At 46.8% G+C, this 23001-nt stretch carries 26 protein-coding genes and 2 tRNA genes; 17 read left to right on the top strand and 11 right to left on the bottom strand.

Going from position 1 to position 23001, the window contains the following annotated elements:
- Nucleotides 1-93 precede the first annotated feature (93 nt).
- The 5 genes from B5E64_RS12540 to B5E64_RS12520 all read right to left on the bottom strand — a co-directional run bounded on the left by B5E64_RS12540 (nt 94) and on the right by B5E64_RS12520 (nt 3833).
- A complete protein-coding gene (locus B5E64_RS12540; RefSeq protein WP_087168814.1) occupies nt 94-1197 on the bottom strand; it encodes a glycerol dehydrogenase in 1104 nt (367 codons plus the stop codon).
- Nucleotides 1198-1351: 154 nt separating this feature from the next.
- Nucleotides 1352-1783 (bottom strand): RNHCP domain-containing protein, encoded by a 432-nt coding sequence (locus tag B5E64_RS12535; RefSeq protein WP_087168813.1) that lies wholly within the window; start codon nt 1781-1783, stop codon nt 1352-1354.
- 377 nt (nt 1784-2160) lie between these two features.
- Entirely contained in the window at nt 2161-2694 is a 534-nt protein-coding gene (locus B5E64_RS12530) for a hypothetical protein (RefSeq protein WP_087168812.1), read from the bottom strand.
- Nucleotides 2687-2914, bottom strand: a complete 228-nt coding sequence (locus B5E64_RS12525; protein ID WP_087168811.1) for a hypothetical protein — start codon at nt 2912-2914, stop codon at nt 2687-2689. The genes B5E64_RS12530 and B5E64_RS12525 overlap by 8 nt, the downstream gene beginning before the upstream one ends.
- 13 nt (nt 2915-2927) lie before the next feature.
- Entirely contained in the window at nt 2928-3833 is a 906-nt protein-coding gene (locus tag B5E64_RS12520; protein ID WP_242959084.1) for a GTP pyrophosphokinase, read from the bottom strand.
- A 103-nt stretch (nt 3834-3936) separates the two neighbouring features.
- On the opposite strand from B5E64_RS12520, the gene B5E64_RS18065 reads away from it, so the two are divergent.
- From B5E64_RS18065 to B5E64_RS12500, 5 genes are all read left to right on the top strand, one after another.
- On the top strand, nt 3937-4092 hold the full coding sequence (locus B5E64_RS18065) for a hypothetical protein (RefSeq protein ID WP_158099306.1): 156 nt from the start codon (nt 3937-3939) through the stop codon (nt 4090-4092).
- Nucleotides 4070-4549 carry a hypothetical protein gene (locus B5E64_RS12515; protein WP_087168809.1) on the top strand — a complete coding sequence of 160 codons (480 nt, stop codon included), beginning with the start codon at nt 4070-4072 and terminating at the stop codon, nt 4547-4549. Before B5E64_RS18065 ends, B5E64_RS12515 begins: the two co-directional genes overlap by 23 nt.
- A 243-nt stretch (nt 4550-4792) precedes the next feature.
- Nucleotides 4793-5116 carry a hypothetical protein gene (locus tag B5E64_RS12510; RefSeq protein WP_087168808.1) on the top strand — a complete coding sequence of 108 codons (324 nt, stop codon included), beginning with the start codon at nt 4793-4795 and terminating at the stop codon, nt 5114-5116.
- Between the two features lie 130 nt (nt 5117-5246).
- Nucleotides 5247-5319, top strand: a tRNA-Phe gene (locus B5E64_RS12505).
- A 3-nt stretch (nt 5320-5322) separates the two neighbouring features.
- A tRNA-Gly gene (locus B5E64_RS12500) sits at nt 5323-5393 on the top strand.
- A 79-nt stretch (nt 5394-5472) separates the two neighbouring features.
- Here the strand turns inward: B5E64_RS12500 and B5E64_RS12495 are convergent.
- Nucleotides 5473-6336, bottom strand: coding sequence for a methionyl aminopeptidase (locus tag B5E64_RS12495; RefSeq protein ID WP_087168807.1), 864 nt, complete (start codon nt 6334-6336; stop codon nt 5473-5475).
- 216 nt (nt 6337-6552) lie between these two features.
- On the opposite strand from B5E64_RS12495, the gene B5E64_RS12490 reads away from it, so the two are divergent.
- The 8 genes from B5E64_RS12490 to B5E64_RS12455 all read left to right on the top strand — a co-directional run bounded on the left by B5E64_RS12490 (nt 6553) and on the right by B5E64_RS12455 (nt 14175).
- Nucleotides 6553-7635 (top strand): ATP-dependent 6-phosphofructokinase, encoded by a 1083-nt coding sequence (locus tag B5E64_RS12490; RefSeq protein WP_087168865.1) that lies wholly within the window; start codon nt 6553-6555, stop codon nt 7633-7635.
- A 42-nt stretch (nt 7636-7677) separates the two neighbouring features.
- Nucleotides 7678-9258, top strand: coding sequence for a DNA polymerase III subunit gamma/tau (gene dnaX, locus B5E64_RS12485; protein WP_087168806.1), 1581 nt, complete (start codon nt 7678-7680; stop codon nt 9256-9258).
- Nucleotides 9259-9270: 12 nt separating this feature from the next.
- Nucleotides 9271-9624: a YbaB/EbfC family nucleoid-associated protein gene (locus B5E64_RS12480; RefSeq protein WP_087168805.1), complete on the top strand. Its 354-nt coding sequence runs from the start codon at nt 9271-9273 to the stop codon at nt 9622-9624.
- A gap of 18 nt (nt 9625-9642) precedes the next feature.
- Nucleotides 9643-10239 (top strand): recombination mediator RecR, encoded by a 597-nt coding sequence (recR, locus tag B5E64_RS12475; protein ID WP_087168804.1) that lies wholly within the window; start codon nt 9643-9645, stop codon nt 10237-10239.
- Between the two features lie 121 nt (nt 10240-10360).
- The gene (locus B5E64_RS12470; RefSeq protein WP_087168803.1) at nt 10361-11452 is read left to right on the top strand and encodes a LacI family DNA-binding transcriptional regulator; all 1092 of its coding nucleotides are present in this window, start codon (nt 10361-10363) and stop codon (nt 11450-11452) included.
- Between the two features lie 267 nt (nt 11453-11719).
- Nucleotides 11720-12373: a fructose-6-phosphate aldolase gene (gene fsa / locus B5E64_RS12465; protein ID WP_087168802.1), complete on the top strand. Its 654-nt coding sequence runs from the start codon at nt 11720-11722 to the stop codon at nt 12371-12373.
- Between the two features lie 33 nt (nt 12374-12406).
- Nucleotides 12407-13243: a transketolase gene (locus B5E64_RS12460; RefSeq protein ID WP_087168801.1), complete on the top strand. Its 837-nt coding sequence runs from the start codon at nt 12407-12409 to the stop codon at nt 13241-13243.
- Nucleotides 13231-14175 (top strand): transketolase family protein, encoded by a 945-nt coding sequence (locus tag B5E64_RS12455; RefSeq protein WP_087168800.1) that lies wholly within the window; start codon nt 13231-13233, stop codon nt 14173-14175. The genes B5E64_RS12460 and B5E64_RS12455 overlap by 13 nt, the downstream gene beginning before the upstream one ends.
- A gap of 62 nt (nt 14176-14237) precedes the next feature.
- Here B5E64_RS12455 and B5E64_RS12450 read toward each other — a convergent pair whose 3' ends face one another.
- The 5 genes from B5E64_RS12450 to B5E64_RS12430 all read right to left on the bottom strand — a co-directional run bounded on the left by B5E64_RS12450 (nt 14238) and on the right by B5E64_RS12430 (nt 18560).
- Entirely contained in the window at nt 14238-14555 is a 318-nt protein-coding gene (locus tag B5E64_RS12450) for an aryl-sulfate sulfotransferase (protein ID WP_087168799.1), read from the bottom strand.
- Nucleotides 14524-15576 carry an aryl-sulfate sulfotransferase gene (locus B5E64_RS12445; RefSeq protein ID WP_140398859.1) on the bottom strand — a complete coding sequence of 351 codons (1053 nt, stop codon included), beginning with the start codon at nt 15574-15576 and terminating at the stop codon, nt 14524-14526. Before B5E64_RS12445 ends, B5E64_RS12450 begins: the two co-directional genes overlap by 32 nt.
- 51 nt (nt 15577-15627) lie before the next feature.
- On the bottom strand, nt 15628-17511 hold the full coding sequence (locus tag B5E64_RS12440; protein ID WP_087168797.1) for a cation-translocating P-type ATPase: 1884 nt from the start codon (nt 17509-17511) through the stop codon (nt 15628-15630).
- Between the two features lie 74 nt (nt 17512-17585).
- Nucleotides 17586-18206 carry a superoxide dismutase gene (locus tag B5E64_RS12435; RefSeq protein ID WP_242959086.1) on the bottom strand — a complete coding sequence of 207 codons (621 nt, stop codon included), beginning with the start codon at nt 18204-18206 and terminating at the stop codon, nt 17586-17588.
- A gap of 78 nt (nt 18207-18284) precedes the next feature.
- Nucleotides 18285-18560: a metal-sensing transcriptional repressor gene (locus tag B5E64_RS12430; RefSeq protein ID WP_087168796.1), complete on the bottom strand. Its 276-nt coding sequence runs from the start codon at nt 18558-18560 to the stop codon at nt 18285-18287.
- A gap of 183 nt (nt 18561-18743) precedes the next feature.
- Here B5E64_RS12430 and B5E64_RS12425 point away from each other — a divergent pair, with 183 nt between their 5' ends.
- From B5E64_RS12425 to B5E64_RS12410, 4 genes are all read left to right on the top strand, one after another.
- Complete coding sequence (locus tag B5E64_RS12425; RefSeq protein WP_087168795.1) at nt 18744-19079, top strand: cyclic-di-AMP receptor; 336 nt, start codon at nt 18744-18746, stop codon at nt 19077-19079.
- Nucleotides 19080-19296: 217 nt separating this feature from the next.
- Nucleotides 19297-20349, top strand: coding sequence for a LysM peptidoglycan-binding domain-containing protein (locus B5E64_RS18650; RefSeq protein WP_087168794.1), 1053 nt, complete (start codon nt 19297-19299; stop codon nt 20347-20349).
- 64 nt (nt 20350-20413) lie between these two features.
- Nucleotides 20414-21724, top strand: coding sequence for a DUF5711 family protein (locus B5E64_RS12415; protein WP_087168793.1), 1311 nt, complete (start codon nt 20414-20416; stop codon nt 21722-21724).
- Between the two features lie 9 nt (nt 21725-21733).
- On the top strand, nt 21734-22498 hold the full coding sequence (locus B5E64_RS12410) for a CvpA family protein (RefSeq protein ID WP_087168792.1): 765 nt from the start codon (nt 21734-21736) through the stop codon (nt 22496-22498).
- The last annotated feature ends 503 nt before the right edge of the window (nt 22499-23001 follow it).

Below are 23001 nucleotides of genomic sequence, written 5' to 3'. Positions count from 1 at the left end.
CGATTCATATGAACCACGCCTGCCGCTTTGTAATATGGGAATATCTAGAGGCATCATTCTTGCCGGACGGCTGTTTAAAGGTAGGATATGAACTTATTTTTCCTTTTCCGCAAGTGCCTCTTTTCCAAGAGCGTCCGCTGCAACGATAGCTGCGTAGAGCTGATCCGGAGTGACGTCCGCTACCATGTTGTGGATGGATTCACCTTCTACACAGGATTTCTCGGCGATAATGCGGATCTCTTCGTCTTTGGTGATACCGATTTCTTCCAGTGTAACAGGAAGGCCGACTTCCATACAGAAATTCTGTACTTCCTTGAATTCTTCTTTAGATGCCCGTTCCAGAACAAGCTGTACGAGGGTGCCAAAAGCAACGCAGTTTCCATGCGGAGCGCTGTGGCCGCCAAGTGCGGTAAGACCGTTATAGAAAGAGTGGGCAACGGCAAGCCCTCCGTTGTCGGCACCGACACCGGAGAGGTAAACATTGGCTTCGATAATGGCTTCCAGTGCCGGAGTTACCACATTGCATTCGCATGCCTTTTTTGCAGAAGCCCCGTATTCTTTCAGTGTGTCATAACAGAGCCGGCAGAGAGCCATGGCTGACTGGGTAATTCCGCCGGATTCCAGGCTCGGAGCGTCTGTGCGCTCGCATGCGCGTGCTTCAAAATAAGTTCCGAGGGCATCGCCCATGCCGGCAACCAGGAATCTGACCGGCGCATTAGCGATGATGGCACTGTCTACAATGACGGCTTCCGGGTTCTTTGGATAGAACAGATAACTGTTGAATGTTTCATCATCATTGTAGATAACAGAAAGACCGGTGCATGGAGCGTCTGTCGCTACAACGGTTGGTACAATAACGACAGGAAGCTTTTCGTAGTGTGCTGTCGCTTTTGCTGTGTCAATTGCGGAACCGCCGCCCACACCGACGACGACATTCAGATGGTTTTCTCTGACGATTTCCCGCATTTTTTCGATCTCCCCTGTACTTGAAACTCCGCCGAAGATTTCGTACTGGCGGACGTCGGATGTCCCTTCAAAACTTTTTTCGATCTTGTCGTGAGCCATCTTATATCCGCTTCTGGAGCAGATAAACAGCCACTTATCACCAAGACTGGTCATTTCCTTGTGGAATTGCAGCAGAGAATCTTTTCCCTGTACATATTTTTGAGGTGCACGCATCATTCTAAGTCTAAGCATATGTAAGACCTCCCTTTCGCCTTGCGTTTACTTTGTTATTTCTTTGACTATCAGTATAAAATATCTGATGTGAAAAGCAAGATGAATTATTCTGAAAAAAATATGCATAATTACGAATAATTTGTGCAAAAATGAAAACTTATACACATTAAAACTATTTGCGGGACAGCGTTCCGTCTCCACCCATGAGGAGTGTCAGTTCTTCAATCCTTTCCAGCGGGAAGGGCGGCAGACACAATGGCTTCATGGCGATGGACATGAGTTTCATTGGATTGTCATCGGCGGCAATCCGGTTGGATGAAAGCTTTCCGCATCGGCGGCAGCGGTGGATGATGGCCCATTCGCCGTTCTTGCGGGTCCAGACTGCGATCGGGTCCATGATGCCTCCGCAGTCAGATTCCCTGTCTCCCGGTTCGATGTCCACATGCAGGCTGGACAGGCAGTTCGGGCAGTGGTTGCGGTGGTCCGTTCCTGCGCCTGCTGAAACGACCGGGCGTCCGCAAACCTTACAGGTGAAGCTGTCCTTGCACGGGTGGGTTTTATAATATCCTTTTTCGTATTTTTTCTTTTTGTTTTCACGATTCATTGTCAGTTATCTCCCTTACACAAATACATTTCTCGTTGCTTTCCATTGTCTGTGCAGGGCAATAAAAAAAGATAACTCCTGAAAGACGAGTTATCTCATGTACCGATATGCGGCCGCCAGGCATCTCCGGTATGCGGACATGCTCTTTCTGACAGCGCAAAAAACACTTTTCTTCTGAGAAGTGCGATCCGATTTCAATCGTAAAAAAGAGTACAATAAAAAACTCATCATCTTTCAGATGAAAACAAAATTTATTGCCCTGTTATTTACGATTTGCCGACATCCACTTCTCTCCCTTCTGCTTTAAGATTTTTTTATCATATCATATGGAAGTGGAATTGTAAAGAAAAAACGCCGTTTTCAGGCAGTGACAGCCCCTATGAATGGATCAGCTGCCCTGCCTGAAAGCCCATAATGACGAGCTCCAGCATTTTCGGATCATAGTCTCTGTATTTTAGAAAATAGTAAAGGGTATCCAGAAAGTTGAGGAATGCTTTTTTGGATGCTTCATCCAGAATCACGGATTTCTGGTCGCGTGTCAGGAAAGAAGCGATCCGTGTAAACGCGAATTTTTCGTTGAGGAAAGCCCAGAACTCCTCTTCGCCGTCGGTCTTCATTACCTGAAAAGGTTTCCGGCGAAGAAGCCAGTAGGTTTCATAGGCAAGCACCTTCCGCTCACTGATGTGCCTCATATGGTGAAATTCCTTCATGCGTGAAATATCCGTAAAATAATCCATGACTGCATGGGTTAGAATGGTTTCATCGATCCGGACGCTGTCGTGGATGCCAAGGCTTTCCAGAAATACAATACATTCTTTATAAAGCGAAGAGTAACGGTTCTTGATGACCTGTTCGGAAAATTCGGCCACGATATCTTCGTACTGTGTATAGATGGTCTCGATATCATTCATGATGATCTGCTCCTTCCAGTTTTATAATATCAAAAAACAGCTTGGATTTTACAAAATCGCAGTAGGAATTCAACTCGATATCCTCAATGGTGCTGTAACGGACGTGAGAGGTACTTCCAAGCAGGTGTTTGCGGATCTTTCCGCTTTGGATACGCTCCATCATGCGGTCGGCAGACTGGCTGATCGCCTCGGGAATGCCCGGCAGTGGTCTCTGATTCATGGGAATCCCTCCTTTATTCTTTTACGATGCTGTCAATGGCATCCTGTACTGTCTGTATCGAACTCAAATCAACTTCATTCAGCTTTTCTTTTGGCTTTTCATAGTCCAGCCTTGGGTTGACAATCGTCTGTTTCGGCTTGAAATTTTCGCTTGAAACATCACAGAGCCTTTTAAAGAAAGAGGCCATTTCATCACCCATTCCGGAAAGCCGGTTTAAAAGCTCGGAAAATTCCGTGAGCATCGGGTCGCTTTTCTTATAAGGATAGAGAATGTGATGGTCGATCTCTCCCCATCCCTCCTCGAAAAGAGTACGGATCTGCACTTCCATGTATACACCCTGATACTTCAAAATATAGTGGACAGAGCGGTAATGCTTCCGGTCGAAGATATTGTCGCTGGAGATCCAGTCGGAATAAATATCACTGAAATCTCCCAGACGCATGTGCACTTTTGGCGGTTCGGCCATATACCGGTCTTTGTCAGCGTGATAATCAGAAATACAGTTGTGGATATAAAGATCCGGATTGTTTTCAAAATGCTGGATCAGATATTTATGGAAGATCACCCAGTCTTCGCGGTACAGGATCAGTCCGCGGAACCCGATCGTGTCAGTGACAAACTTCATGTAATTCTCTTTTGTGAGCGTACGGTATTTCAGATAGTTTTCGCAGCGCTTCCGGATGATTTTCTCCACAAGATGCCATGGTGTCTTCACACGGGTACGGTAAGAATGAAGTCCCGTTCTCTGATCCTTATTTTTAATAAATTCCTGTAGAAATTCGTCCCGGATACGCTGAAGCTCAGGAAGACGTTTGGCATAGTCCTTTGCGATATAGCACAGATCATCCCAATCAAGTCCCGCCTCGCGAAATTCATCTTCGCTGATCGAAAAACGTTCCAGAAACTCTTTTTTTAACATAAGATCATATCCTTTGATTCCGTTCAATTCCCTGCTGGCAGGGTACCTCCCTATCATAGCATTTTCGAACCGGATTATCAACGTCCGGGGACGGAATGAAGGGATGGATGTTGAAAAAATGTGTGTGAAAAACATGCCTTGTGGAAAAGCAGCCGGAGCACTTGACAATGCGGAAAGGGCATGGCATGATAAGAGAACAAAAGCAAAATGGGCAGGGAGAGAGGAGGAAAAGAGATATGTTAGAACCAAAAGATTTTGAACAAATCAGTGGAATTATAGAAAAAACATTTCATCCAATCGAATATAGGCTCAAATGTGTTGAAGAAGAACTTGGCGGCGTTAGAAAGGAACTGGATGGTGTCAAAGGCGAAGTAAATGGAGTGAAGCAGGAACTGAATGATGTCAGAAGTGAAGTCGGCGGAGTAAACCAGGAACTGAATGATGTCAGAAGTGAAGTCGGCGGAGTAAACCAGGAGCTGAATGACATCAAAAGAAGTGTAGCCGGTGTAGAGAAAATAGTTAAAGATGTTCAACTGACTTTGGAAAATGAGACGAACAGGAATATCCAGATTATTGCGGAAGGACATCTCGACTTGAGCAGAAAGTTGGATGAGGCGGTTAAAATTGATAATGAAAAAGAAATTCTTAAGCTTCGGGTTAATCGCCTTGAAAGTGAACTTGAAAAAACAAAATCCAGACTTTCTGAAATTTCATAACTTTGGTTGAAAAATAACTGATCTTTGCGGGCCGATAAGCAACAAGGCTTCGGCCTGCACATCATAACTATCATTTGGATACAAGGTAATATCATCTAAGCAACAATTCTATTAAGCATTTTATCTGAAACAACAGAAATTTTACCCAAGATGTAATGAATCTTTAAGAAAAAATTCAGGACTCTCTGACCCGTTTTGTTATAATATTAGAGAAGGGGGAAGTTGTAAATGGCGGTGTAGAAGATGAAAAGAAGGAAAAAGATACGTACGATAAAGACAAAAAAATTCTGGCTGTCGATCATAGCCCTCGTTGTAATTATTGGTGCAATGTACGTGCTGATGCTTCCGCAGGGGGCTGCGCGGTTTGCAATTCTCAGATCGGGCCATCCGATTGCGGCATTGACGTTATCGATCACGACAGAAGGGTATCCTCATGAGCTGGAAGACGGGCAGATCGGTTATGTACTTGTGGATGCACCGTACGACAGGGAGCAGGGTGATGTAATGGATACCTGGATGGTGTACCGGCATGGGATGATTTATGTGGGAGAGTATGACACTAGATAAGATAAATTGAACATATAATAGATATATTAGAAAAAATTCCGAAAAATAAATTGGAAAAATTGAAAAAAAGTGTTGACAAATCTAAGAGGAACCCATATAATAGTCCATGTGCCAAGCGCACAAGACAAATGCCCAGATAGCTCAGTTGGTAGAGCAGAGGACTGAAAATCCTCGTGTCGCTGGTTCGATTCCGGCTTTGGGCATACGCGGGTGTAGTTCAATGGTAGAACACCAGCCTTCCAAGCTGGATACGTGGGTTCGATTCCCATCACCCGCTTTTTTTATTGCTCAAAAGCAAGGCCGCCGTATCATCAAGTAAAGATGATGCGGCGGCCTTTTCTTTGCCCGGAACATTGCTATTTCGTCAGTACCTCGGCGCCGTCTTCTGTAATAAGCACCATGTATTCGATCTGTGCAGAGAGTCCGTCGTCTTCCGTGTAGACAGTCCATCCGTTGTCTTCATCGATAAAGAAATCCGGACTTCCTTCGTTGATCATTGGCTCGATGGTAAACATCATGCCAGGAACGAGAAGCATCTCGCTTCCCTTTGGTGTGACATAGCTGACCCATGGCTCTTCGTGGAACTCCAGGCCGATGCCGTGGCCTCCGATGTCTTCCACAACGGAGTACCCGTTTGCTTTCGCATGGCTGTTGATAGCGTCTGCGATATCGCCGAGATGATTCCAGGGTTTTGCCTCTTTCAGTCCGAGCTCCACACATTCTTCAGTGACACGTACGAGACGTCTGGCACGCTCGCTGACTTCCCCGATGCAGAACATTCTGGAAGCATCGGAAAAATATCCGTCCAGAATGGTGGAAACGTCCACGTTGACAATATCGCCCTCCTGCAGGATGATGGATTCATCCGGAATTCCGTGGCAGATTTCATTGTTGATGGAAGTGCAGACACTCTTTGGGAATCCCTGGTAATCAAGCGGGGCAGGGATGCCGCCGTGCTCTGTTGTGAAGTCATAGACGAGCTTATCTATTTCGGCCGTGCTCATACCCGCATGAATGTGGGCGGCCACATGATCGAGGACAGCGGTGTTCAAGTCGGCGCTGATCCGGATTTTTTCGATCTGTTCCGGAGTCTTGATCATGGAGTGGTCCGGTACGATTTCGCCCTTTTCGGCATGAAGAGCGATTTTTTCATCCATCGCCATATGACACTTCTTATATTTTTTGCCGCTTCCGCACCAGCAAGGTTCATTTCGTTCCATATTCTCTATCTCCTTTGTCTTTCTGAATTTGTGAAATCTCTCAAAATCCGAGGGGGCATATGCCTCTCTTTTCCTATTATATCGCATTTCGCAGTTGTTAGCACCCTAAAAATAAGATATAATAAAAACATGTGGGAACTGTCGGGCCATGCTGTTTTACGAGGTCAGATGTATGGCGGAACAGTTATAATGTATGAAAAGAAAGGACGTGGGCATATGCTGAGAATCGGGATGCTGACAAGCGGCGGTGACTGCCAGGCACTCAATGCCGCAATGAGAGGTGTGGCAAAGGGGATTTTTGCCAAAGTAAAAGATGTGGAAATTTACGGATTCAGAGATGGATATAAAGGATTGATTTATTCTACTTTTGATATGATGACCGAGAAGGATTTCTCCGGTATTCTGACACGCGGAGGTACAATCCTTGGTACTTCCAGACAGCCGTTCAAACAGATGAGAGTAATCGGTGAGGACGGAGTGGACAAGGTAGAGGCGATGAAGCACACCTACCATAAACTGAATCTGGACTGCCTTGTCATCCTTGGCGGAAATGGGACTCATAAGACAGCCAATCTGTTGAGGGAAGAAGGATTAAATGTAATTACGCTGCCAAAGACGATCGACAATGATCTCTGGGGTACGGATATGACGTTTGGTTTCCAGAGTGCGGTGGATATCGCGACAGATACGATTGACCGGATTCATACAACAGCCACATCCCACAGCCGCGTATTTATCATAGAAGTAATGGGGCATAAAGTAGGATGGGTGACGCTGCATGCAGGGATTGCCGGAGGAGCGGACATTATTCTGCTTCCTGAGATTCCGTATGATCTGAATGTGATCGCAGAATATATCAAAAAGCGTTCAGCGGCAGGAAAACGCTTTACGATCATTGCTGTCGCTGAAGGAGCGATTGCCAAGGAGGAGGCTGAGCTTCCGAAGAAGAAATTAAAAGAACTTCAGGAAAAGAAAAAAGCAAAATATCCGTCCGTTGCCTATGAACTGGCAGAGAAGATCGAGAGCAAGTGCGACAAGGAAGTCCGTATTACGGTTCCGGGGCATACACAAAGAGGAGGATCCCCGTGCCCGTATGACAGAGTTCTTGCGACAAGGCTTGGCGCGGCTGCGGCAGAGATGATTCTGCGTCATGAGTACGGCTATATGGTTGCCATCAAGGAGGGCGAGACATGTAAAGTTCCGCTCAAAGAGGTTGCCGGAAAGCTTAAGACAGTAGATCCGAAAGCGAAGATCATCAGCGAAGCACGTACAATCGGAATCAGCTTTGGCGACAAATAGATTGAGGAAGAATCAGGAAAAATCAGACAAGGAGAATGAATTATGTCTTATACTGCCTTATACAGGAAGTTCCGACCAGCAGAATTTGAAGACGTAAAGGGGCAGGACCATATTGTAACTACATTAAAAAACCAGATCAAGTCAGGAAGAATCGGACATGCCTATCTGTTCTGCGGGACAAGAGGGACGGGAAAGACAACGGTGGCAAAGATCTTTGCAAGAGCGGTCAACTGTGAGCATCCGGTAGACGGAAGCCCGTGCGGAGAGTGCGATATGTGCAGAAATATCGCGGCGGGAACTTACATGAACGTAGTGGAGATCGATGCGGCATCCAACAATGGTGTTGACAATATCCGGAGCATCCGGGAGGAAGTCGAGTACCGGCCGGCTCAGGGCAGGTATAAAGTCTACATCATCGACGAGGTCCATATGCTTTCCATCGGGGCGTTCAACGCGCTTTTAAAGACGCTGGAGGAGCCGCCGGAATATGTGATCTTTATTCTGGCGACGACCGAGGTTCACAAGATTCCGATCACTATCCTGTCAAGGTGCCAGAGATATGATTTCAGAAGAATTACGATTGATACGATTGCAGCACGTCTGAATGAACTGATGAAAAAAGAAGAGGTGGAAGTAGAGGAGCGGGCCATCCGCTACATTGCGAAAGCGGCGGACGGTTCCATGAGGGATGCACTGAGTCTTCTGGACCAGTGCATTGCCTTTCATATCGGAGAGAAGCTTACCTACGATAAGGTGCTCAGTGTTCTGGGAGCGGTGGACACGGATGTATACAGTGCCCTGCTGCGCAGAATGATTGACCGGGATGTCAAAGGCGTGCTTCAGACGGTAAACGATCTTGTGATGGAGGGAAAAGAGCTTGCCCAGCTTACCACGGATTTCACATGGTATTTAAGAAACTTGCTATTGGCAAAGAGTTCTGATAATATGGAGGATGTGCTTGACGTTTCAACAGAAAATCTGGCACAGTTAAAAGAAGAAGCACAGATGATAGAAAATGACGCTTTGATGCGTTATATCAGGATTTTTTCAGATCTGAGCAATCAGCTGAAGTACGCTACACAGAAGAGAGTCCTTCTGGAAGTGGCATTGATCCGGATCTGCGTTCCGCAGATGGAGACGCGCCAGGATACGATTCTGGAGCGGATCCGCGCACTGGAGGAAAAGGTGGAGAAGGGTCTTGTGGCGCAGGCACCTCCTCAGGGATACAGGGCGGCGGATGGCCCGACGGCACAGGAAATGCCGGGAGAGATGCCGGTACAGCCGAGGGAGGTTCCGAAGGCGCTTCCGGAGGATGTAAAGGAAGTAGTAAAAAATTTCAGAATGATAGCAAATGATGCATCCGGAATGCTCAAAGTTTATCTCAGACAGGCAAGGCTCAGTGTTGGAAATGCAGGCCAGCTTCAGATTATCCTTCCGGATGATCTGGCGGCAGGCGTTGTCGGGACCGAAGACCATAAGAAGGAGATTCAGGATCTGATCGTAGAAAGGACCGGAAAGAAAGTCGAAATCGAGGTCGGGAAGGTCGAGCAGGGCCGCAGATTTGAGGACAGCTATATAGATCTGGAACAGCTGATCCATATGGATATCACAGTGGAAGATTAGGAGGAAGATAATATGGCAAAACGTGGAGGTTTTCCTGGCGGAGGTATGCCGGGGAACATGGCGAATCTGATGAAACAGGCGCAGAAGATGCAGCGTCAGATGGAAGAACAGGCTAAGGAGCTGGAGACAAAAGAGTTTTCTGCCACAGCAGGGGGCGGAGCAGTCAAGGTGACGGTATCCGGCAAGAGAGAAGTGTTAAACGTAGAACTTCAGGAAGAAGTAGTGGATCCGGAAGATATCGAGATGCTTCAGGATCTGATTGTAGCTGCGGTAAATGAAGCGCTGCGTCAAGTGGATGAGGCTAATTCTTCCGTAATGAGCAAACTTACGGGAGGACTTGGCGGAGGTATGCCAGGATTATTTTAGTCCGGGAGTGAGAAAAGAATGGAGTACTATAGTAACCAGATCAGCCGTCTGATTGAGGAGCTTTCCAGACTTCCGGGTATCGGGCCGAAGTCGGCACAGAGACTTGCGTTTCATCTGATTCACATGCCGAAGGAGCAGGTGGAAAAACTTGCCGAGACGATGGTCAGTGCGAGAAACAATGTCCGGTACTGCAGGGAGTGCTGCACTTTGACGGATGACGAGCTCTGTCCGATCTGTAAAAATGAGCAGAGAGACCACGGGACGATCATGGTGGTGGAGACGCCGAGAGACCTGGCCGCTTATGAAAAGACCGGAAAGTACAATGGTGTGTATCATGTGCTTCACGGGGCGATTTCGCCGATGCTTGGAATCGGACCGGGAGACATTCGTCTTAAAGAGCTGATGATCCGGCTGGAGGGAGATGTCAATGAGGTCATTGTTGCGACAAACTCTACGCTGGAGGGAGAGACCACAGCTATGTACATCAGCAAGCTGATCAAGCCGACAGGGATCAAGGTGAGCAGGATTGCAAGCGGGGTTCCGGTCGGAGGAGATTTGGAGTATATCGATGAAGTGACGCTTCTTCGCGCCCTGGAAGGACGCACGGAGCTTTAAGAAAAAGGGATTGCAAAAGCCTCTGACTTCTGTAGATCCCTTTCCTTTTGCAGTGCAGCCGGACGGTTTGCATTTTCCGCGAAAGGAAAGCCGCGCCACCTTGTCAGATGGGAGGAAGAGGATGAAGAAAAAGAAGATCACATCGACAGACATCGCAAAGGCAGCGGGCGTATCCCAGTCTACAGTTTCCATGATCCTGAATAAGAAATACAATGTTTCTTTTTCCAAGGAGACGGTGGAAAAAGTGGAGAAGACAGCGGCGAGGCTTGGCTATCAGCCGCCGAAACGAAAGGTCAGAAAAGAGAGCAGGAAGGAAAAGCTGCTTGTTGTATTCTGCTCCAATCTGACAAATCCGTATTACGTTATGCTGCTGCAGGGGATCGAGACAAGAGCCAAGGAAGCGGGGTTCGGGCTTTTTATCTGCAATACACAGAGGAGCCTTAAGATGGAGGAACGGTATCTGCGCATGATGCCGGAGCTTTCGCCGCTTGGTATCATTTACACATGTAATCCAAGCAGATGCTATATGGACATGATCGAGGATCTGGCAGGAAAGATCCCGATTGTTGTGGTAAACAATCAGAATGAGCAGATGAGCGTGGATGCGGTGGAGCTTGATAACTCCAAACTGGGACGTCTGATGGCGCGCCATCTTCTGGAACTCGGTCACAGGGATGTGGCGTATATCGCGCCGCCGCTCACGATCCGGCAGAAGCAGCGTTCCAAGCGGGTGGAAGGCTTTCTGAAAGAGTTTGACAGGCAGGGGCTCAAAGACCATGTCATCATCAAAGCGGCCGATGAGGCCTATGATATGAATGTGGCGAATATCGATTCCGAATATAAGATCGGCTATGATCTGACGAAAGAACTGCTGGCGGAGCAGCGGGAGGTTACGGCCATTGTCGGGCTGAACGACATGATTGCATTCGGGATTCTGGACGCGCTCCAGGAAGAAAAATATAAGGTTCCGGGGGATATCTCGGTGATGGGATGCGATAATACATTGTTTGCCAGGATGCATAAGGTATCGCTGACGACGGTGGAGCATTTTGTTGTATTTAAAGGAAGAGATGCGTGTGATATTATTATGAAAAAAATCGCTGCCGGAACAATGAAATATTCCGGAATCGAACCGGTGAGCACATACCATGTGGAGTATGAGCCAAAGCTTATCGTAAGAGGCACCACATCCTATCCGATAAAATTAAATTAATGAATTCCTGAAAAATATTAATAATAAAAACGGGGATGAAATTGATATAATGTTCATAAAATGGCCTGATAAGTGGTTGTTTAAATGAATCAAACATAAATTTTACATAAAACAAACGAAAAATCAGGGATGAACAATTAATAAAAGCCAAATTATTAATTTATAAAATTACTAATAAAAAACCGGCGGTATTGACCACCTTATTTCGAGGTTTTATAATGAAATCAAATGATAACCATGAACCCAAAATAAGGAGGAACACAGAACATGAGATTTTTTGTTGACACAGCAAACGTGGAAGAGATCAGAAAAGCAAATGATATGGGAGTGATCTGCGGAGTAACGACAAATCCGTCTTTGATTGCAAAGGAAGGCCGTGATTTTAACGAAGTAATCAAAGAGATCACATCTATCGTAGACGGACCGATCAGCGGAGAGGTAAAAGCGACCACGACAGATGCAGAAGGCATGATTGCAGAAGGACGTGAGATTGCAAAGATTCATCCGAATATGGTAGTCAAAATCCCGATGACAGTAGAGGGATTAAAGGCAGTGAAAGTTCTTTCTGCAGAAGGAGTAAAAACAAATGTAACACTGATCTTTACAGCAAACCAGGCGCTTCTTGCGGCAAGAGCTGGCGCAACCTATGTATCTCCGTTCCTCGGACGTCTGGATGATATCTCCGTGAAAGGGTCAGAACTGATCGAAGAGATTGCGGAAATGTTCGCTGTTTCCGGAATCGAGACACAGATCATCGCTGCAAGCATTAGAAATCCGATCCATGTGACAGAGTGTGCGCTTGCAGGAGCAGATATTGCGACAGTACCGTACAAAGTAATTGAACAGATGACACATCATCCGCTGACAGATGCAGGAATCGAGAAATTCCAGGCTGACTACAAAGCGGTATTCGGAGAGTAAATCTCCGGAGAAAAAGAGACAGGAGGCATTGTCATGGACAATTTAGAATTACAGAAAACTGCCAATGAAGTCCGCAAAGGCATTATCACTGCAGTTTATAATGCAAAATCCGGACATCCGGGCGGATCTTTATCTGCGGCAGACATTTATACCTATCTTTATTTTGAAGAGATGAACATTGATCCTGAGAATCCGAAGAAGGCGGACAGAGACCGTCTCGTGGTTTCCAAAGGACATACATCACCGGGTTACTATTCCGCCCTTGCCCACAGAGGATTCTTCCCGGTAGAAGATCTGAAGACATTCCGTCATGTAGGTTCTTACCTGCAGGGACATCCGGACATGAAACACATTCCGGGTGTGGACATGTCAAGCGGATCCCTCGGACAGGGAATTTCTGCGGCAGTCGGAATGGCCATTTCCGCGAAATTATCCGAAGATGACTACCGTGTATACACACTGGTCGGAGACGGAGAGATTCAGGAAGGACAGGTGTGGGAGGCATCTATGCTTGCAGGTCACAGAAAGCTTGACAATCTTGTTGTGATCGTGGATAACAACAACCTTCAGATTGACGGAACAATCGAGGAAGTCAACTCTCCATACCCGATCGACAAGAAATTTGAGGCCTTTAATTTCCATGTGATCAATGTGGACGGGCATGATTTTGATTCGTTAAGAGCAGCATTCAAAGAAGCAAAAGAGACTAAGGGAATGCCGACAGCAATCATCGCAAAGACAGTCAAGGGAAAAGGAGTTTCCTATATGGAGAACCAGGTATCCTGGCACGGCTCCGCTCCGAATGAAGAGCAGTATAAAGTCGCAATGGAAGAATTAGAGAAAGCAGGTGAAGCATTATGTCAGAAGTAAAGAAAATCGCAACACGGGAAAGCTACGGTAATGCTTTGGTAGAACTTGGAAAAGAGCATGAAGACGTGATTGTACTGGATGCGGACCTTGCCGGCGCGACAAAGACAGGAACCTTTAAGAAGGCATTTCCGGAGCGCCACATTGACTGCGGAATCGCAGAGGGAAATATGATGGGAGTTGCGGCGGGTCTTGCAGCGACAGGAAAGGTTCCGTTTGCAAGTTCTTTCGCCATGTTTGCGGCAGGACGTGCATTTGAACAGGTGAGAAACTCCATCGGATATCCGAAGCTCAACGTCAAGATCGGTGCAACCCATGCGGGTATCTCCGTAGGAGAAGACGGAGCAACCCATCAGTGCAACGAGGACATCGCCCTGATGAGAACGATTCCGGGAATGACCGTGATTGTGCCTTCTGATGATGTAGAAGCAAAGGCGGCAGTAAAAGCGGCATATGAGCACGAAGGACCGGTTTATCTGCGTTTCGGACGTCTGGCTGTGCCGGTGATCAATGACAATCCGGACTACAAATTTGAACTTGGAAAAGCTATCACTCTGCGCGAAGGAAGCGACGTGGCAATCATCGCAGCAGGACTTGAAGTAAATGAGGCTCTGGTAGCGGCAGAAAAGCTTGCAGAAGATGGAATCCAGGCAGAAGTCATCAATATGCACACCATCAAACCACTGGATAAGGAAGCTGTTTTAAAAGCAGCTGAAAAGACCGGAAAGATCGTGACAGTGGAAGAACACTCTGTCATCGGCGGACTTGGTAGCGCTGTCTGCGACGTAGTAGCTGAGACAGCATGTGCAAAGGTCATGAAAATCGGTGTCAACGATGTCTTCGGAGAATCCGGACCGGCAGTCGAACTGATCAAAAAATACGAACTGGACGGCGAAAGCATCTATAAGAAAGTAAAAACGTTCGTAGAGAAATAGAGAAAATAATAGGGGCTCTCCCGCATGGCGGGAGGGCCCTTTTGTCTGCATTTGCGGGATTGTTATGCGAACCAGTAGCCGCTGTAGTCGTATTTGAAGACACGGTACCACCAGGTAGCTCCACTTCCCGTTAAGGTCTGGATCAGGTTGTGGTCCTGATCAAATTCATTTGCCTCAAAGGCGCTTCCACTGTCATAGTCGTAGTCACGGGTGCTGATTGTAGCATTATTGTTATTGTACATGGTCAGATAATACTGTCCGTCGGATAATTCATCGGAAGTCTCATAGGTCACGCAGTGCTGTCCTGCCTGGAGCGTAAAGTCTCCAACCTGCTCAAGAAGCAGATCTTCATATCCGGTTCCCTCTATGCATCCAGTCAAAGTCCTCCTCGTCATTTTCGAGAGAATTGAAGTAATCCGTAAACAGGTCGGCAAGATCAATGATTTCCGTAATTTCTCCGCTGTCCCGGCTGATGCTGATAATCCGGTCTTCCTCTGTGTTGGAAGTCGTATCTGTGGCAAGGACAAGGAAGTCATTGTTGCTGCCGAAAATATAATCATGATGCAGATTGTAATCTCCGGTGTCATAAAGTGCCGTGATCCGGCCGGTATTGTCAAGAGCGGCAATCTGATCTGCGGATGTACTGTAGTACATGGTACCGCCGTCAAACAGCAGATGGCAGCTCCGGTAACTTCGAATCGGGATCTCGCTTCTTAAAGTACCGTTGTTGTCGTAGACGAGGATAATGTCAACCTGTTCATTGTCTTCTTCGGTTCGGTTTTCGAGCATGGTATAAAACCCATCGGACAGGGTTGCCGAACTGTCTCCGGATGTGACTTCAAGCTGTCCATTCGCTTCATCGCCGAGAAGCTCCGGAGCGGTATACTCAAGTGTAAAGCTTCCGGTCTCATTGCCGCTTTCATCGGCCGCTGTCAGTGTAATGGTATTGGTTTCCCCGGCAATCATTCCGACAAGCTGATGCTCATGCTCCGTAGTGTATCCGCCGGAAACTGTCCGGGTGAAATCCTCATATCCGTCAGCGGACACGGTGTAGGAAAGCTCCGTTGCGGCATCGGTTGTGAAATAAACATAGAGTCCTGTTGTGTTCGTGCCATAAGGGTCTGCAATAATCAGGGGATCATCGATCGTATACTCCTGGCTGGATTTCTGCTCTTCAATCATATCGAAAATGTTATTCTGATAATCCAGCATATAAACGGTGTCGATATCATCTTCGGAATCCAGTGTCAGGACTCCTTCGTTTTCAACTTCCGTTTCAGAAGTATCAGAAGCGGCTGCAGCGTCCCCGGCCGTCCCGGAAGAATCAGAGCAGGCAGTCAGCATACAGCCGCTTAAAAGAATACAAAGACATGTAGATAGTAGTTTGGGTTTTGCTTTCAAAATATATCACCTCCATCATAATTCTGTAATAATTATGTAAAGGATTCGTAATCACTTCTTGAAAAAACTGTGATTTTTGAAAGTCAAAAGGAAGGCGGAATGAATGATGACAAACACAGAGCCTGCATTGTGTACTAACGCGCCGACAACCGGGTTTAAAATTCCAAGGATGGCAAGAATGATCGCGAGAAAATTCAGTGCCATGGAAAAGGTGAGGTTGCAGCGGATTGTAAACATCATTTTCCGTGACAGGGCAATCAAATGAGGAAGTTCCCGGATGTCATCATTTACGAGCGCGATATCTGCCGCATCCACAGCGATATCACTTCCAACCCCGCCCATTGCAATCCCGACAAATGCTTTTTTCAGAGACGGAGCATCATTGATTCCATCCCCGATCATGCAGACTTGTATCTGCCGTTTCTGGGACTGTTCAATCCAGGAAAGCTTTTCCTGCGGGAGACAGCCGGAGTAAACTTCTTCGATGTTCAGCACGTCTGCAATGTGCACCGCGGCATTTCGGTGGTCTCCGGTCAGAAGAACTGGAGATACGCCGGTAGACTTGACCTGGCGGATGGTTTCGGCAGCGTCTTCCCGGAGGGTATCGGCAAGAACGAGAAATCCGGCAGCCTTGCCGTCAACAGCTACGTAAATAACTGTGCATCCCTCATTCAGCCAGGAAGAAGCTCCGGCAGGAAGACCGCCCGGGAATGTATCCGTCTGTTCTGCTATCAGCTGCTCATTTCCGGCAAGAACAGCGTGTCCATCCACTCTGGCAGAAACTCCACGCCCGGGAATCATGTGAAACTCTTTCGGAGAAGCCGGGAAAGCCCCGGTCTGCTTTCGGAAATCAGAGACGACGGCCTTGCCAAGAGGATGCTCGGAGCGAAGCTCGGATGAAGCCGTAAGACGGAAAAGGTCCGTGTCTGAAAGTCCTGGAAGAATACTGTGGATGGTCTCTACATGCAGATTTCCCTCGGTCAGTGTTCCGGTTTTGTCAAAAGCGATCTTTTTTACCATGGAAAGCCGCTCAAGGGCATCTCCTTCCCGGACAAGAAATCCATGTTTGGTTGCGTTTCCGATGGCTGCCATAATGGCGGTAGGGGTGGCAAGAACAAGGGCGCACGGGCAGAATACAACAAGAATTGTTACGGCGCGGATGATCTCACCGGTGAAAAACCATGTAAGAACAGCCGACACAAGAGCAATGATGACAATCCAGGTGGCCCACCTGTCGGCAATTCCGACAATCTTTGCCTTTCCGGCATCTGCAGACTGTACAAGGCGGATCATTCTCTGGATAGAGCTGTCTTCACCGACTTTCAGTGCTTTCATATCAAAAGAGCCGTAGAGATTGACAGTGCCGCTTGAGACATCATCGCCGGCCTCTTTGTCGACAGGGAGAGATTCTCCTGTCATGACGGCCTGGTTGATGGAAGTCTGTCCGGATGTAATGATGCCGTCCACGGGAATTGTCTCACCCGGAAGAACGCGCAGCAGATCGCCGGCGAGCACATCACTTGCAGGAATGATTTCTTCGCCGCCGGGAGTGATCCGTCTTGCTGTCCGCGGCGTGAGATGGACAAGCTTCTCGATCCCGGCACGGGCTTTCGAAACAGTGAGATCCTCCAGAAGAGCGCCAAGCTGCATGATGAAGGCCACCTCGCCGGCCGCAAAGTCTTCTCCGATGATCAGGGATGCAACCAGGGCAATAGAGACAAGTACATCGGCCTTGATGTCAAAGGCCGTCACAAGACCGATGACCGCTTCCAGGATGATCGGTATTCCGCACAGGATCACGGAAATCCATGCCAGATCAAAAGGAAAGGGACGGATCCCGAAAAGACTCGCAAGAAGAGCCGCAAGTGATATGGAAAGAAAGATGATATCCTTTTTGATTCCGCCCCATTCCAGAATACGTTCCAGTGTTTTCATAAGTATTCTTCTCCTTCCTTTATACCCATACAGGTATATGTTTAAGAAAATTATACCTATAGGGGTATGGGTTGTCAAGGAAGAAAAAAGGAAAGCAGCCGTTCTGAAACAGCTTCCCAGTTGATGATATGGAACCAGTTGTCGATATAGCTGCTGCGTAGATTATGATATTTCAGATAATATGCATGCTCCCAGACATCCAGAGGGAGTACCGGGTAGAAACCGAGTGTGAGCGGATTGTCCTGATTCGGAAGAGCCATGATGGCGGGAGAGCCGTCCGGACTGATAACCAGCCACGCACAGCCGGATCCGAACTGTCCAAGGGCGGCCGTCTTCATGTCCGAGAAAAATTGCCGGCCGGTGTCATAGTACTCCAGGATGGCCGGAGCAATCTCCTGTCCCGGCGGGGCCATGAGATCAAAGTAAAGGTCATGGCTGTACACACCGCCCCCATTGTTGCGCACGGAAGTGCGAAGAGGCTCCGGAATGTCTTCCAGACGGGACAGGAGCTTTGTCAGTGTCCAGGAATGATACTCGGGAGCATTCACAAGAGCGTCATTCAGATTATCCACATAAGTCCGAAAATGCCTGTCATGGTGCAGACACATCGTCTCGCGGTCGATAAACGGTTCCAGTGCATCGTACGGATAGGGAAGCGGCGGAAGATGAAAAGGCCAGGTCATTTCTGTAATCAAGGTTTGATACCTCCTTTTGCTGTTCTAATGACAATATAAGCAGATATCGGAAGAGAAATGACAAAACCGGTTTATTTTTCAGATCATGTTTGCAAAACGTTCAACAGCTTTTGTAAATTTTGCAATCGTTTCATCAGCGTCTCCGTGTTCGATTCCGTCGCGTACACAGTGCTGAATATGGCCCTCCAGAACGACCTGACCCGCTTTGTGGAGGGCGGATTTAGCAGCATTGATCTGCGAGAGAATGTCTTCGCAAGGAACGTCTTCATCAATCATCCGGTCGATGGCCTGGACCTGGCCGATGATTTTCCTGAGACGGCGGTGGAGATTTTGAGAATCAATACATTGTTTCATAGTAATGCCTCCTTCTCATACCGTTAGGGGTATATGTATTCCATAATTATCAGGTATAATAAGAAGAATGTCAAGGTACGCCGGGTAAAGATTGTAAATTTTTGAATTTTAATCAAATTTATGTGTAATTCGCGTACTAATATGGTATAATTCTGTTAAATAAAAATGAAAGGGGCGTTCCTTATGAAGTTGATTTTTGCGGTTGTACATGACGATGATACGAATAAAGCCGTCAGGCATCTGAATGAAAAGAAATTCCGCGTGACAAGATTATCCAGTACCGGAGGATTCCTGAGACGGGGAAATACAACATTGATGCTTGGTGTGGAAGACGATCAGGTGGAAGAAGTTTTTGAAATTCTTCAGGAAGAATGTGCAAAGAGAAAACAGGTGGAAGTAACGACACCATATCCGCAGGGAGACCTGTCTATGATCAGTTATTCCTATATCCCGATTACCGTTGAAGTCGGCGGTGCCACGGTATTCGTACTGAATGTGGAACAGTTCAAGAGAATCTGACGGTCAGAGTAAAAGAGAGGCGCAAAGTTGACAAAACACGCCCTGGGAAAACAAAATACATGAAAAATACCGGAAGACTTGTGCAAAAGGACACGAGTCTTCCGTTTTTTTCGCCGGATGTGTCGTATTTTTCTTGGAACCCGCTGACATAAAGCGATAAAATCAGCGTTACCGCTATGATATGATGAGAAAAAATATGAATATGAGGTGAGAATATATGGAAAAACAATTTCCGAAAAATGTACGTCAGATAGGGAATGTATGTGACAGTCCCAAGATTTATGTGGAAGACTATGTAGATACATTCTTGAACCAGCTTTGCGATAAAACGGATGAAGAGCCGAAAGGGGCTTTCCTGATCGGAGAAACAGGACAGGTAGAAGATCAGGACTGCGTATATATATCGGGAGCCGTCAGGATATCGGAGATTGTAAAAAATGAAAATCAGCTGAATCTCGCGGAAGCTGCCGTGGAAGCGGGAATGAAAGACTGTAAGGAATATTTCGGCAATCAGTCGCTTGTCGGGTGGTTTCTGATTGACCCGTCCAGAAAGCCGGGCACGGATGAAACGCTGGAGAAGATACATAAAACGTATTTCGGTGAAGAGAATACGGTTTTTATTATGAAAGATCCGAAAGACAGAGAAGAAAAGTTTTATGCCTATAAATATGAAGAACTGATGGAAATCAATGGACATTACATTTATTATGAAAAAAATCCGGAGATGCAGAATTATATGATTTCCTCACGGAAAGAAAACAGGATTACTCCCAGTGAATCTATTGCGGATCGGGCTGCGAAGGATTTTCGCAGTATCGTGAAAGCAAAACTGGAGAAGGCGGACCAGAAGCAGAATAACCGTTTTCTCTATGCAGCAAGCACATTTCTTTTGCTTGTTATTCTGATCATCGGCGTGACAATGGTAAATAATTATGATAAGATCAAGGCAGTTCAGACCTCTCTTGACCAGATTACAAAAACCGTGGAAAAGGCGGAAGGCGAAGAAGAAGCACAGGCATCCGGAGAGAAAGTGACAACAGAGGTTGAGGAAGGAACGGATGTTAAGAGCAGCAGTGAAGACACACTGGATATACAGGAGCAGGAGACTTCCGGAGGGGAAGAGTACTACGTGGTGCAGCGTGGGGATACGCTTGCTACCATCAGCCGGAAGGTATATGGAGATACTTCCTATGTAGACGCAATCGCGCGGATGAACGGTCTTACGAATGGGGATTTCATATACATCGGGCAAAAATTACTGTTGCCGTAAGAAAAAGTATGTTATGATAATCAGAAATAGAACAGTATAAATAAAATACAAAGGGGAAAGCAATATGAAGGATAAGCAGCAAATGAGGTTCCACGTGGTCCCGAGGGCTGATATCCCGGATCTTTTCGGGGAGGGAACTGCTGTCCGGATCGGCCGGAAGTATGTCGAAAAGCCCCGGGTGGAGATGTGGACGGTACAGCCTTCTATTGAAACGGAGAATCCGGAAGAAATGCATCCGGTAAAAAAGAAGAAAAAGCCTATGAGGGCCAGAACAAAAAAGGCGATCCGAAGATGGGTCATTGTGGGAGTTCTGACAGCGGCCGTGGCGGTCTCCTATCTGACGATTACACTTCAGACCTATACAGGGGTTGAGGTCGTGTCTCAGATTCAGGAAGCAGAGTCGGGAAACAGCTTTTATATACGTTATGGGGAGAATATACTGAGCTGTGATACCGACGGTGTTGCATTATTCGATCTGGACGGGGCTGAACTCTGGACGGAAAGCGTCCAGTTTCAGAAACCGGTTATGAAAGTCAGCGGTACTTCCGCGGCAGTAGCAGAGCAGGGCGGCAACGATATTGCAGTATTCGGAGAAAATGGACTGCGGGGGCAGATCAGTACGACATTTCCCATAGAGAAAATGTCCGTATCAGATCAGGGAGTTACAGCCGTTCTGCTTGAAAATGGAAGCACTCCGATGATTCAGTGCTATGACGTATCAGGAAATGTACTGATCGAGTACAGCGTTGCGTCTTCTGCAAGCGGATATCCGATTGACATTGCGCTGTCGCCTGACGGAACGACACTTCTTGTCTCTTATCTGGTGGTACAGAATGGTCAGGTGGATACCAGGATTACTTATTACGACTTTGGAAAAACACACGAAGACGGGAATTATGAAATCGGCGGAGATACTTATGAGAATCAGCTCATGCCGAGCGTATTCTTTGTATCCGATGATAAATCGGTCGCAGTAGGCGACGGCGGCTTCGTGATTTATGAAGGATCCGAGCCGAAAGAAAGTACGAAGATTGACATCAAAAAAGAAATCAGAAGTATCGCCTACGATGAAGAATATCTTGCATTTGTTCTGAAAGATACAGATTCGGCCGGATATGAACTGCGGCTTTACGATTATAACGGAAAAGAGATTATATCAAAGGAATTTGAGGGTGATTATAGTAACATCAAAATTGATGACGGACAGGTAATCCTGTTTGACGGTGAGAACGCCAGCATTTTCACTGAAGGTGGAATTCACCGGTTTGAAGGAAGCATGGGGGCGGATATCAGAGACATCTTTGTTCTGAAAGGAATCAATAAATATCTGATGATGAGTAACAAAGGAACCCGGACAATACGCCTGACAAAATAGGAGAACAACATGAACTGGTTATTATATGGAACGATAGGAATTCTGGCGATAGGAATCATTGTGGGATATATCAAAGGGGCACTGCGCATCGCAGTATCACTGGCCGCGGCGGTGGCCGCGTGGATTCTGGTGGTTGTACTCACGCCGTATGCGGCGGATGCCGTGATTCAGTACACCCCGGCGGATGACTGGATTGAGGAGCGGCTTGAAAGCGCCTTGATGACAAACATGTCGGATGCTCTGGAAGAGCAGGCCGGAATAGAAAACGGAACAGATATCGAGCTGCCGGCACTGGCAGAGCGGCTTTCCGGAGGCGAGATTTCCAGACAGGAACAGGCACAGATTATAGAGAATTCCGATGTGCCGGAGATATTTAAGGAATATCTGCAGGAAAATAATAATAAAGAAATTTACAGTATGATCGGAGCGGACAGCTTCGCAGACTATATCGCAAAAGGGATTACACGTCTGATTATTCAGATTCTGACTGCGGTCGTACTCTTTTTTGTCATATCGGCCGCACTGAAAATTATTATGTATATACTGGATGTAGTTTCGTGGCTTCCGATCATAGGAGGAATCAACCGGATTGCCGGAGCAGCCCTTGGACTTGTGATGGCGCTGATTTTTATCTGGATTGTGTTCCTTGTATTTACGCTCCTGTACACAACACCGGCCGGGAAAGAGATCTTTGCGCAGATTAACGGGAATGCGTTTCTCCGGTTCCTGTATCAGAATAATTATATATTGAAGATTCTTATGGGGCTCCGCTGATGGCGGGGCCTTTCTGCTGCGTGCCAAGACTGCTTGTGAAGACGGCAGTTACATGTTCCGTCGTATTCGGAAGCGAAAAGATGCATCTTTCTGCTCCTGAATACGGGGAGAACAGTAACCTGGAAGAAAGAGAAAAAATAAAAAAGTTGAAAAAAGTTGTTGACATTTACAAGCCTGGATGATAATATATAACACGTTCCGCTGATAACTGTCAGCGCAAAACATCTCAGAGTGACAATCCTGAGGACGGCTTTTCCGCATTGGCTTGACGGACCGCCACAGAAATTACTCGAAAAAAGATGAAAAAAGTGGTTGACAAAAAGGAACAGATGTGATAATCTAATATAGCTGTCGCGAGAGAGCGGCAACGAAAACAAAGAACTTTGATAACTGAACAATAGACAACGATCCCTGAAAATTCATGAGAATTATTCAGAACAAGGAACTTCAAGTTCCACAAACCAGACAACAGTAACGGGATGGATTAGCGAGAGTTGATCTTG

Source organism: Drancourtella sp. An12, assembly GCF_002160935.1.
GTDB classification, from domain to species: Bacteria; Bacillota; Clostridia; order Lachnospirales; family Lachnospiraceae; genus Sellimonas; species Sellimonas catena.
This window is presented reverse-complemented; position numbering and strand designations above follow the sequence as displayed.